The following is an 11,531-nucleotide window of genomic DNA, read 5'->3' as shown; positions in this document are numbered from 1 at the left end:
GCCACGGCGCCCCGCATGGGGCGTCGCAACAGCAACGCAGCACGCAGCACCGCAGGAGAAATACCATGGACAAGCCTATCCCATCCCCATCCGCCGCCGGCCACTCGCCGGAAACCTCGCCGCTGGGCAAGAGCTCGGCCTATCCGGGCGCCTACGATCCGGGACTGCTGTTTCCCATTGCGCGCGCGCCCAAGCGCGCCGAACTGCAGATCGCCGGCACCCTGCCCTTTTTCGGCGTGGACATCTGGACCGCCTACGAAATCTCGTGGCTGAACCTGCGCGGCAAACCGCAGATCGCCATCGCCACCTTCACCGTGCCGGCCGATTCGCCCAACATCATCGAGTCGAAATCGTTCAAGCTGTATTTGAATTCGTTCAACCAGGAACGGCTGGAAAGTTCGGCGCAATTGCTGGAAAAGCTGCGCACCGACCTGTCCGCCGCCGCCGGCGCCGCGGTGCAGGCGGCATTGACCGAACCCGCGCAATTCGGCCAGTTGCAATTCGGCGAACTGGGCGGCTTGCCGCTGGACCGGCTGGATGTCGAAATCGAGGCTTCGGCCCATCCCGACGCCAGCATCCTGCGCGCCGCCCAGGATGAAGCCGTGGTGGAAGAAACCTTCGTTTCGCACCTGCTCAAATCGAACTGCCCGGTGACCGGCCAGCCCGACTGGGGCAGCGTACAGATCCACTACGTGGGCGCGCCGATCGACCAGGAAATGCTGCTGAAATACATCATCGGTTTCCGCGAGCACAACGAATTCCACGAGCAGTGCGTGGAGCGCATCTTCGTCGACATCATGCGCCGCTGCAAACCGCAGAAACTGGCGGTCTACGCGCGCTATACGCGGCGCGGGGGGCTCGACATCAATCCGTGGCGCAGCAACTTTTCCAGCGGCCACGCGCCTTCGCAATTGCGCAACGCGCGCCAATAAGCGCGCCCCCGATCACCGCCATGACCGCACGCTGGCGATACGCTTCGTCGCGCCAAGAAGATCTGTCAATAAATTGTTACAGATTCTTCTTTCGCCAAACGGTAAACTACCGCCACTGTCCACCTCGGGCATGGCTGCATCCAGGCACCGGCTCCGACGGACGCGTGCCGCAACCGGCACTTTCGTAACAAATCGCTCACGAAAAAACAGGACGCTTCGGGAATTTTTTCCCGAAAATGCCTGTCTTCAGGGGATTCGCCGCATCTTGGCAGCTCCTGGCGACACCGGGCGTTAATCAATATCCATCAGCAACATGCCGCCGGATTCCCAGCCTCTGCCTGCGAATGCCTGGCACACCAGACAAACAATATGACAAAAAACATCTCGCGCCTGCGCGCCTTTTTTTCCCATTCCGGCAACCGCAACAAGGCAGGCCTGCTGGCCGCAGTGACCGCCGCCTGCGCCTTGGGCATGCCCCTTGCCGCACATGCCGATGACGACAACAAGTACAGTTTGTGGCAGAGCACCAAAGACCACATGTCCAACATCTGGGACAAGGGCGATGGCGCCATTTACCTGTCCGGCGTGGCGCACCACGGGCGCAGCACTTACACCAAGGACAAGCTCGACGAACTCAACGAGCATGCCTGGGGCCTGGGTTATGGCAAGACCTTGCGCAACGAGAAAGGCGACGACGAATCGCTGTACGGTTTCGTGATCAAGGATTCCCATCGCCATCCGCAATACATGGCCGGCTATGCCTATGAGTGGGTATTCCCGGTGGCGCGTACCGGACTGGAAGTCGGCCTGGGCGGCACCGCCATGCTCATGAGCCGCCAGGACTACTTCGGCGGCTTCCCCTTCCCGGTGCCGCTGCCGCTGGCTTCCATCGGCACCAAGAAAGCCAAGGTGATGTTCGCCTACGTGCCGCGCCTGAGCAGCAACAAGAACAACGGCGATGTCTTGCTGATTTTCGGCCGCATCGAAATGTAAATGCGTAAAAATGTAAATGCGTAACTATGCGCGGCCCGGACGCAAGCCAGCGTAAAGGCCGACGCTATCGCGGCGCCGCCCCGCCTGGCGGGGTGGGAATGACGGCGGGAAAGACTTGATTCTCAACAACTTTCGCCGGTTTCCGCGAAGAATCCCGCTAACGCTTCAAATCCCGCCGGTCGGCTCGAATTCCCCTCTTGTTTCACGCTTTCAGGGCGTTGCGGGGCGCACAAACCAGCCTATAATCCTGCTCAAAGCATCATCTCTGTAGTAATTCTTTGAGCGTCATGACTAATCTTGCAAAAATCCTGCCTCCAGAAAATGTCGTTCTGGACCTGGAAGTCTCCAGCAAAAAAAGAGCTTTCGAACAAGCCGGCCTGACATTCGAAAACAACTGCGGCATCGCCCGCTCTACCGTTTCCGAAAACCTGTTTGCCAGGGAGCGCCTCGGCTCGACCGGGCTGGGTCATGGCGTGGCCGTCCCGCACGGACGGATCAAGGGCCTCAAGGCCCCGCTGGCCTTGTTCATGCGGCTGGCCGATCCGATCCCGTTCGAATCCCCGGACGGGCAACCGGTCAAGCTGCTGGTCTTCCTGCTGATCCCGGATCATGTGACGCAACAACACCTGGAGATCCTCTCGGAGATCGCCGAGATGTTTTCCGACGACGCCTTCCGCAACGAACTGACCGCCGAACCCGACAGCGCTGCGGTGCATTCGCGCATCGTGACTTGGCAACCGTCACTGGAAAAGGCCGGCTGAGCGCCTGCCGCCAGAACGGCAACGGGCCGCCTCCCGGTTTGCGTATCCCGCCAAATTCGGTACCCTGTATCAGTTTGAGTTGCCGCATCCGGCCCGCCGCATGACACGGACACGGCATTCACGTTTTCCTCGCTCACATTTGCCAGCAGAATCGGATCTACATGCCCACTTATTCCGCGTTGTCGATACAGCAGCTCTACGAAGAAAATCGTGAATCCCTACAATTGGGCTGGTTCGCCGGCTTTCCCGGCGGCGAGCGGCTGATCTCCGGCGACGCCGTCTCGGCCGCCGACCAGGTGGGCCACCTGAACCTGATCCACCCCGGCCGCATCCAGGTATTCGGCCACCAGGAAATCGAGTACTACCAGCGCCTGTCCAACACCTCGCGCGCCTACCAGACCGCCGAGCTGGTGGCCGGCGAGCCGCCCGCCTTCATCATCGCGCAAGGCCTGTCGACGCCGCCCGATATCCTGGCGGTGTGCGATGAAAAGAACATCCCGCTGTTTTCCACGCCATTGCCCGCGGCACAGGTGATCGACTACCTGCGCGTGTACCTGTCCAAGAAACTGGCGCAGCAGATCACCATGCATGGCGTGTTCATGGATGTGCTGGGCGTGGGCGTGCTGATCACCGGCGAATCCGGCCTGGGCAAGAGCGAGCTGGGCCTGGAACTGATTTCGCGTAGCCACGGCCTGGTGGCCGACGACGCGGTGGAGTTCGCGCGCATCGCCCCCAACATGATCGAGGGCCGCTGCCCGCCGCTGCTGCAGAACCTGCTGGAAGTGCGCGGCCTGGGCCTGCTGGACATCAAGGCCATCTTCGGCGAGACCGCGGTGCGCCGCAAGATGCGCCTGAAGCTGATCGTGCACCTGGTCCGCCGCAGCACGCTGGAAGAGAACTACGAGCGCCTGCCGCTGGACGCGCAATACGAGGAAGTGCTGGGCTTGCCAATCCGCAAGGTGGTCATTCCCGTGGCGGCCGGCCGCAACATCGCGGTGCTGCTGGAAGCGGCGGTGCGCAACACCATCCTGCAGTTGCGCGGCATCGATACGCTCAAGGAGTTCATCGAGCGCCAGCGGCGCGCGATGAACGGGGAATAATCCCATTTGCCGGGAACCGGCACTCCTGTCACGCGGCCTTCATAAGGCTTGCGTTATCATTGACGGCATGAGAATCGTTCTGATCACCGGCATCTCCGGCTCCGGCAAATCGGTGGCACTGCATGTGCTCGAGGACGCCGGCTATTTCTGCGTCGACAACCTGCCTCCGGCGCTGCTGTGCGACCTGGTCGATACCCGCATCCGGGAAGGCGCCAGCGTGCTGGCGGTGGCCACCGACGCGCGCAGCGCCGATTCGCTGGCGACGCTGCGCACCGATATCGACAAGCTCAAGGCCGACGGCCATGACGTCAAGGTCTTCTTCCTGACCGCCTCCAACGAGGCGCTGATCACCCGCTTCTCCGAAACCCGCCGCAGCCATCCGCTGTCGCACCGCCTGCTGCCCGGCCGCAACCCGGCCGACCGCCTGACGCTGACCGAGTGCATCGACATCGAGCGCGAGATGCTGGGCGAGATGCAGGCAATCGCGCACGTGATCGATACTTCGCAATTGAGTTCGAACAAGCTGCGCCGCTGGATCAAGGGCCTGGTGGATATCGAACGCTCGCCGCTGACCATCCTGTTCGAATCCTTCGCCTTCAAGCACGGGCTGCCGCTGGACGCCGACCTGGTGTTCGACGTGCGCATGCTGCCCAATCCGCACTACGACGCGGCGCTGCGTCCGCTGACCGGGCGCGACGATCCCGTCATCGAGTTCCTCTCGGGCTATCAGGAAGTGGCCGACATGCTGGGCGATATCCGGAGCTTCGTGGAAAAATGGCTGCCGTCCTTCAAGGACGACAACCGGAGCTACCTCACCGTCGCCATCGGCTGCACCGGCGGCCAGCATCGCTCGGTCTACATCGCCGAGCAACTGGCGCGGCACTTCCGCGCGACCGAACAGGTCGTATGCCGGCATCGCCAGCTGGATTGATCCCGGCCTGCGCAGCCTACACCGCGGCCAGCAGATCGTCGCTGCGCAATACGCCCAGCAATAACTTCTTCACCGGCGCCGGCAATGGCGCTTCAGCCAGCTTTTCCACCGGATACCAGACCAGCGCATGTTGCGCGATGCGCTGCGAGCGACTTTTCAGCGCGACCTGGAAAGGCGCGATGTGCAGCTTGAAATGCGTGAAGACGTGCGAGAACGGCTGCAGCTTGCGGCAAGCTTCAAGTTCGCCATAAGGGGCGACCAGCGCCTGCACCGCGGACTCGAACTGCCCGGCATTGCCCACCGCGATTTCCGGCAGCGACAGCAATCCGCCCCAGATGCCGCTGTCTGGGCGCTGCTCCAGCAGCACATCGCCGCCGTGCGTCACCACCAGCATCACGGTTTCCTTTTCCGGCACGGCTTTCTTCGGCTTGCTGACCGGCAGCTCCCCCACGCGGTCCTGCGCCAGCGCCACGCAGCGTTCGGCCAGCGGGCACTTCTTGCATGAAGGGGTGCCGCGCACGCATAGCGTGGCGCCAAGATCCATCAGGCCCTGCGTATAGGCCTCGATTCCCTCGTCCGGCAGCAGCGCCACCGCGCGCAGCCACAGTTGGTCTTCAATCGGCTTGGCGCCGGGGTAGCCGTCGATGCCGAACACGCGCGCAAACACCCGCTTGACGTTGCCGTCCAGGATGGCGGCGCGCCGGCCGTAGGAAAATGCCGCAATGGCCGCCGCGGTGGAACGGCCGATGCCAGGCAGATCGGCCAGCAAGTCGGGATCGTCGGGGAAGCGCCCGCCATATTCATTGACCACGCGCTGCGCGCATTTGTGCAGGTTGCGCGCGCGGGTGTAATAGCCGAGGCCGCTCCACAGCGCCATTACGTCTTCGGAAGGCGCGGCCGCCAGGCTGAACACATCCGGGCAGCGTTCCAGAAAGCGCTGGTAATACGGAATGACCGCAGCCACCTGAGTCTGCTGCAGCATGATCTCCGACAGCCACACCCGATAGGCGTCGCGCGTGTTCTGCCAGGGCAGCGCGTGGCGGCCATGCTGCTTTTGCCAGCCGATCACCGCCGCCGAGAACGACGGGTCCGCATAACGCTCGCCATCGACCGGCGCCCCCTTGCGCCGCGGCCGGGCTTGTCCTTTCGTGACCAGCCCCTTCATTTCTGGCAGCTCACGCAGTAGAAGGTGGAACGCTGGCCCTGCTTGATCTGGCGGATCGGCGTGGCGCACACGCGGCATTGCTGGCCCGTGCGGTTGTAGACGAAATAGCTTTGCTGGAAGTAGCCGGACTGGCCGTTGACGGCGATGAAGTCGCGCAGCGTGCTGCCGCCCTGCTCGATGGCCGCCGCCAGCGTCTCGCGGATGGCCTCGACCAGGCGCTCGTAACGCGCCAGGCTGATCTTGTAGGCCGGCGTCTTGGGGTTGATGCGCGCCTTGAACAGGCTTTCGGAGGCATAGATATTGCCCACGCCGACCACGATATCGCCGGCCAGCAGCACCTGCTTGATCGGCGCCGAACGCGCCCGCGTCTGGCGCCACAGTTCGCGCGCCGAGAACTTGTCTTCCAGCGGCTCCAGGCCCAGGCTACGCAGCAACATATGCTCTTCAACGCCGCCATCGGCCTTGTCATGCCAGAGAATCGCACCAAACCGCCGCGGATCTGTCATACGCATCACCTGGCCGCCGACCAGCAGGTCGAAATGGTCGTGCTTCTGCGGGGGAATACCAGGCGGCAAAATGCGCAGGTGGCCGGACATCCCCAGGTGCACGATCAAGGTGCCATGGTCAAAGTTGATCAGCAGGTATTTGCCGCGGCGGCCGGTGCCCTGCACCTTGCGCCCGGCCAGCAGCGCATCGAGCCCGGCGGGGAAAGGCCAGCGCAGCCCGCTGTGGCGAGTAACGACGCCGGTGACCGTCTTTCCCTCCAAATAAGGGGCGACACCGCGTCGGGTGACTTCAACTTCTGGCAATTCTGGCATCTGGCTACGTCAGTGAGGCGGCGGATAGGAAGCTGCATATGATAATCCAGATGCCGAAAACAAGACTGCCGCCGCTGCCATGCCGTCGGCAAGGATGCATTACACTCTAGAACCCACTTCATCAATAGGCGAGAGACGCGTTCTATACAGCAAACCCTTTGATGTTGGGCGTAAAATCGAAACTTCCCGAATATTCAGGATGCAACCTTGAAAAAAACTCTCGCCCTCCTCACCAGTTCCCTGCTGCTGACCGCATGCGCAAGCTTCCAGCAGTCCGGCGACAAGGCGAATGCCGAAGCGGCACAAGACAAGCAAACCGCATCCGCGAAATCCGCTGCGGCCAACCGCAAGAAATCTCCCAAGGCCCGCGCCCAGCAGCAGGAAGACGCGCTGCCGGCGGTCGAGTTGAGCCAGGACATCCTCTATAAGGTTCTGACAGCCGAGATCGCTTTCCAGCGCGGCCAATGGCAATCGGCCTACGTCACCATCCTGGCCGCGGCCCAGCAGACGCGCGACCCGCGCCTGGCCAAGCGCGCGGCCGAGATCGCCGTGGCCGCCCGCCAGCCCAGCGAAGCGCTGGTGGCGGTGCGCCTGTGGACCGAGCTGGCGCCGCATTCGGATGAAGCGCTGCAAAACTACCTCGGCCTGATCATGCTCTCCGACAGCGTCGACGAAATCGAGCCGCTGCTGACCCAGCGCCTGGCCGATGCCGCCCCGCAGGCGCGCGGCCCGATGATCCTGCAAATCCAGCGCCTGCTGGCGCGCGCCAAGGACAAGCAGGCCAGCTTCGCGATCCTGCAAAAAGTGACGCAGCCTTATGGCGACCTGCTGGAAACCCACCTGGCGCTGGCGCAAGGCGCCTTCAATGTCGGCGACGCCGCCTATGCGCAGCGCGAAGCGCGCGCCGCGCTGAAGATCAAGCCCGACTCCGAGCTGGCGGTCCTGACCGCGGCGCAAGTGGCATCCAATACCAGCGATGCCACCAAGCTGGTGTCCGACTTCCTGCGCAAGTATCCGAATTCGCGCGAAGTGCGCGTGGCCTATGCGCGCAGCCTGGTGGAGCAGAAGAACTACAAGGACGCCCGCGGGCAGTTCGAGGCGCTGCTCAAGGAAGACGGCGACGACCCGACCACGCTGTTCGCGCTGGGCGTGCTGTCGGCCCAGACCGACCAGTTGACGGATGCGGAAAACTACCTGAAACGCTACCTGCAGGTGCTGGCCGCGCAACCTGAAGACGACCGCGATCCCAGCCAGGCCATCCTGCTGCTCTCGCGCATCGCCGAAGAGCGCAAGGACCTCGACGGCGCATTGCGCTATCTGGACCAGGCCGAACCCGGCACTGACGGCTACATCAACATCCAGGTGCGCCGCGCCCAATTGCTGGCGCGCAAGAACGACATCGACGGCGCCCGCAAGGCGCTGGAAACGGCCCAGGCCGAATCTACCAACGATACCGAGCAACTGCAACTGCTCCAGGCCGAATCGCTGCTGCTGCGCGATGCCAACCGCAACCAGGAAGCGGCCGAGGTGCTCAAGGGCGGCCTGGAACGCTTCCCCAACAACACCGACCTGCTGTACGACTACGCGATGGTGTGCGAGAAGCTGGGCAACTATAAGGAAATGGAAAGCTCGCTGCGCCGGGTAATGAAACTGGCGCCCGGCAACCAGCACGCCTACAACGCGCTGGGGTATTCGCTGGCCGACCGCAACATCCGCCTGCCGGAGGCGCTGGAACTGATCCAGAAGGCGGCCGACATGGCGCCGCAGGATCCCTTCATCGCCGATAGCCTGGGCTGGATCCAGTTCCGCATGGGCCGCCTGGAACAAGCCGAAACCCAGATGCGCCTGGCCTATTCGCTGCGCCCCGATCCGGAAATCGGCGTGCACCTGGGCGAAGTGCTGTGGACGCGCGGCAAGCAGGAAGAAGCCCGGCAGGTCTGGCGCGAAGTGCAGGCCAAGGACCCCGACAACGACGTCCTGAAAAGCACGCTGACGCGGCTCAACGTCAAGCCATGATGGCAAAGCCGGGCATCTTCGCAGGCTGCCCCGGCCTGCGCCGCGCTGCCGCGCTGGGCGCGGCTTCGGTCGCGCTCCTGCTGGGCGGCTGCGCCGGGATGTCGGCGCAACAGGCGGCTTCGCCTACGGCGACAACCCCGGCCTATCAGGAAAGCATCGATATCAGCGGCCGCATCTCGGTGCAATACGAACAAGGCAACAGCCCGCAGTCGCTGCACGGCAGCTTCATCTGGTCGCAAACGGCAAGGCAAACCGACCTGGAACTGCTCTCGCCGCTGGGCCAGACCGTGGCCACCATCAGCGTCAAGCCGGGCATCGCCACGCTGGTGCAATCGGGCCGGCCGCCGCAAGTGGCGCCTGACGTGGATGAACTGGCCGCGCAATCGCTGGGCTGGCCCCTGCCGGTTTCGGGCATGCGCCAGTGGCTGCAGGGCAACGGCACCGACAGCGCCGGCAAGCCGTTCCAGGCCAAGCCGGGCGAGAATTACGCCAGCTTCTCTACCAAGGATGGCTGGCGTGTGGTCTATGCCAACTGGCAAAGCGATCCGGACAGCGGCCAAACCCGCCCCAAACGCATCGACCTGACCCGGGATACCGAACAAGCCGGCAAGGTATCGATCCGCATCGCGGTCGACAGCTGGAAAAAACCCTGAGCATCAAGCCCGACCATGACCGCCACCCTCAACGCCTGCCCGGCGCCTGCCAAGCTCAACCTGTTCCTGCACGTCACCGGCCGGCGCGCCGACGGCTATCACCTGCTGCAATCGGCATTTCAATTGATCGACCGCTGCGACAGCCTGGATTTCGCCGTGCGCGCAGACAGTCGCATCGTGCGCACCAATGACATCCCCGGCGTGCCGGCCGAATCCGACCTGGTGGTGCGCGCCGCGCACCTGCTGCGTCAAACCGCCGGGCGGCCGGAACTGGGCGCCTCGATTACCGTGGAAAAGCGTCTGCCCATGGGCGGCGGTCTGGGCGGCGGCTCTTCCGACGCCGCCACGACCCTGTTGGTCCTGAACCATTTGTGGCAAACCGGCTTCAGGCGCCAGGAATTGATGGATATCGGCCTGAAACTGGGCGCCGATGTCCCGTTTTTCCTGTTCGGCCGCAATGCCTTCGCCGAAGGGGTTGGCGAGGCGCTTTCGCCGCTGGAAACGGCCAACTGCTGGTATGTGGTGATCGAACCGGGCGTTTCGGTGCCAACCGCGATAATTTTTTCTTCTTCTGAATTGACACGGGATACAAAAGTCGTCAGAATAACGGACTTTCCTGATGCGACGAATCAAATCGCTTCGAACTTCGGGAGAAACGATCTGGAAATGGTGGCAACCCGGCATTTCCCGCAAATTGCAGAGGCCATCGACTGGCTCGGCAAGTTCGGAAAAGCCAGAATGACCGGATCCGGCGCCTGCGTGTTTTGTGCATTCGACCACGAACAACAGGCAGACGAAGTGCTGAAACAATTGCCTTCGCGCTGGAACGGCTGGAAAGCCAAAGCGATGCAGGAACACCCTCTCGCCCATTTATTGCAGTCGTGAAAAGAATTGGTTTGACGATCATCGGCGCCGCATGCAACACGAAGCAGGCGCGATGGAACGAAAAACAGCAGATTGTGTAGGGGAATCGCCAAGTTGGTTAAGGCACCGGATTTTGATTCCGGCATTCCAAGGTTCGAATCCTTGTTCCCCTGCCATTAATTCAGGACCGGTCTTTGACTCAGCGTCCAGTCAGAAAAATAAGCCGTCAATGTGAGACCGACCAGTCAAGCATTGTCGGCTTTTCGACTTTTTAACGATTGCATTCGGGGATACCCACATGGCACTTGAGAACCTGATGGTTTTTACCGGCAACGCCAACCCGGAACTGGCGCGAGGCGTCGCTGACAAACTCGGTATCCCGCTGGGCAAGGCCAACGTCTCCAAGTTCTCGGACGGCGAGGTCATGGTCGAGATCAATGAAAACGTTCGCGGCAAGGATGTTTTCGTGCTGCAGTCCACCTGCGCGCCGACCAATGACAACCTGATGGAAATCATGATCATGGTCGATGCACTGAAGCGCGCATCGGCCGGCCGCATTACCGCTGCCATCCCCTATTTCGGCTATGCCCGCCAGGATCGCCGCCCGCGTTCGGCGCGCGTTGCGATTTCGGCCAAGGTGGTCGCCAACATGCTGCAGGAAGCCGGCGTCGAGCGCGTCCTGATCATGGATCTGCATGCAGACCAGATCCAGGGTTTCTTCGACATCCCGGTGGACAACATCTACGCTTCGCCGATCCTGCTGGGCGACCTGGTGGCCAAGAGCTACGACGACCTGCTGGTGGTCTCGCCCGACGTCGGCGGCGTGGTGCGCGCCCGCGCGCTGGCCAAGCGCCTGGGCTGCGACCTGGCCATCATCGACAAGCGCCGCCCGAAGGCCAACGTGTCGGAAGTGATGAACATCATCGGCGAGGTCGAGGGCCGCAACTGCGTGATCATGGACGACATGGTCGACACCGCCGGCACCCTGACCAAGGCTGCCGAAGTGCTCAAGGAGCGCGGTGCCAAGAAGGTGGTCGCTTATTGTACGCACCCGGTGCTGTCGGGCCCGGCCATCGACCGCATCAGCAATTCGCCGCTGGACGAGCTGGTCGTGACCGATACCATCCCGCTGTCGCCCGCCGCCCGCGCCTGCCCGAAGATCCGCCAGCTGACCTGCGCGGACCTGCTGGCGGAAACCTTCAAGCGTATTACGAAGGGCGACTCGGTGATGTCGCTGTTCGCGGAGTAAGAAACAGGATTCGCCTCGCTGCAGCAATGCAGCGGGGTTTTTCATATTC

At 62.7% G+C, this 11,531-nt stretch carries 11 protein-coding genes and 1 tRNA gene; 10 read left to right on the top strand and 2 right to left on the bottom strand.

Annotation, left to right across the window (positions count from 1 at the left end):
- Positions 1 to 65 precede the first annotated feature (65 nt).
- The 5 genes from queF (at position 66) to rapZ (ending at position 4,717) form a co-directional block, all read left to right on the top strand.
- Positions 66 to 932, top strand: coding sequence for an NADPH-dependent 7-cyano-7-deazaguanine reductase QueF (gene queF / locus FB598_RS12975; protein WP_141914257.1), 867 nt, complete (start codon positions 66 to 68; stop codon positions 930 to 932).
- A 471-nt stretch (positions 933 to 1,403) separates the two neighbouring features.
- Positions 1,404 to 1,925 (top strand): hypothetical protein, encoded by a 522-nt coding sequence (locus FB598_RS12970; protein ID WP_141914927.1) that lies wholly within the window; start codon positions 1,404 to 1,406, stop codon positions 1,923 to 1,925.
- A gap of 287 nt (positions 1,926 to 2,212) precedes the next feature.
- Positions 2,213 to 2,686, top strand: coding sequence for a PTS sugar transporter subunit IIA (locus FB598_RS12965; RefSeq protein WP_141914258.1), 474 nt, complete (start codon positions 2,213 to 2,215; stop codon positions 2,684 to 2,686).
- Positions 2,687 to 2,847: 161 nt separating this feature from the next.
- A complete protein-coding gene (hprK, locus tag FB598_RS12960) occupies positions 2,848 to 3,786 on the top strand; it encodes an HPr(Ser) kinase/phosphatase (RefSeq protein ID WP_050466610.1) in 939 nt (312 codons plus the stop codon).
- Positions 3,787 to 3,853: 67 nt separating this feature from the next.
- Positions 3,854 to 4,717 carry an RNase adapter RapZ gene (rapZ, locus tag FB598_RS12955; protein WP_183405824.1) on the top strand — a complete coding sequence of 288 codons (864 nt, stop codon included), beginning with the start codon at positions 3,854 to 3,856 and terminating at the stop codon, positions 4,715 to 4,717.
- 16 nt (positions 4,718 to 4,733) lie between these two features.
- On the opposite strand, the gene mutY is transcribed toward rapZ, so the two are convergent.
- Together mutY and mutM are read right to left on the bottom strand one after the other, a co-directional pair.
- The gene (mutY, locus tag FB598_RS12950; RefSeq protein WP_141914260.1) at positions 4,734 to 5,882 is read right to left on the bottom strand and encodes an A/G-specific adenine glycosylase; all 1,149 of its coding nucleotides are present in this window, start codon (positions 5,880 to 5,882) and stop codon (positions 4,734 to 4,736) included.
- Positions 5,879 to 6,700, bottom strand: coding sequence for a bifunctional DNA-formamidopyrimidine glycosylase/DNA-(apurinic or apyrimidinic site) lyase (gene mutM, locus FB598_RS12945; RefSeq protein WP_141914261.1), 822 nt, complete (start codon positions 6,698 to 6,700; stop codon positions 5,879 to 5,881). The genes mutY and mutM overlap by 4 nt, the downstream gene beginning before the upstream one ends.
- Positions 6,701 to 6,907: 207 nt before the next feature.
- Here mutM and FB598_RS12940 point away from each other — a divergent pair, with 207 nt between their 5' ends.
- The 5 genes from FB598_RS12940 to FB598_RS12920 all read left to right on the top strand — a co-directional run bounded on the left by FB598_RS12940 (position 6,908) and on the right by FB598_RS12920 (position 11,482).
- On the top strand, positions 6,908 to 8,716 hold the full coding sequence (locus tag FB598_RS12940; protein WP_141914262.1) for a tetratricopeptide repeat protein: 1,809 nt from the start codon (positions 6,908 to 6,910) through the stop codon (positions 8,714 to 8,716).
- Positions 8,716 to 9,369, top strand: a complete 654-nt coding sequence (gene lolB, locus FB598_RS12935; RefSeq protein ID WP_141914930.1) for a lipoprotein insertase outer membrane protein LolB — start codon at positions 8,716 to 8,718, stop codon at positions 9,367 to 9,369. The genes FB598_RS12940 and lolB overlap by 1 nt, the downstream gene beginning before the upstream one ends.
- Before the next feature lie 15 nt (positions 9,370 to 9,384).
- The gene (gene ispE, locus FB598_RS12930) at positions 9,385 to 10,254 is read left to right on the top strand and encodes a 4-(cytidine 5'-diphospho)-2-C-methyl-D-erythritol kinase (protein WP_141914263.1); all 870 of its coding nucleotides are present in this window, start codon (positions 9,385 to 9,387) and stop codon (positions 10,252 to 10,254) included.
- A 78-nt stretch (positions 10,255 to 10,332) separates the two neighbouring features.
- A tRNA-Gln gene (locus FB598_RS12925) sits at positions 10,333 to 10,409 on the top strand.
- 122 nt (positions 10,410 to 10,531) lie between these two features.
- Entirely contained in the window at positions 10,532 to 11,482 is a 951-nt protein-coding gene (locus FB598_RS12920; protein ID WP_141914264.1) for a ribose-phosphate pyrophosphokinase, read from the top strand.
- The last annotated feature ends 49 nt before the right edge of the window (positions 11,483 to 11,531 follow it).

Source organism: Herbaspirillum sp. SJZ106 (assembly GCF_006715495.1).
GTDB lineage: Bacteria > Pseudomonadota > Gammaproteobacteria > Burkholderiales > Burkholderiaceae_D > Herbaspirillum.
Note: the sequence above shows the minus strand (reverse complement) of the source record. Positions and strands in the feature narration are given on the sequence as shown.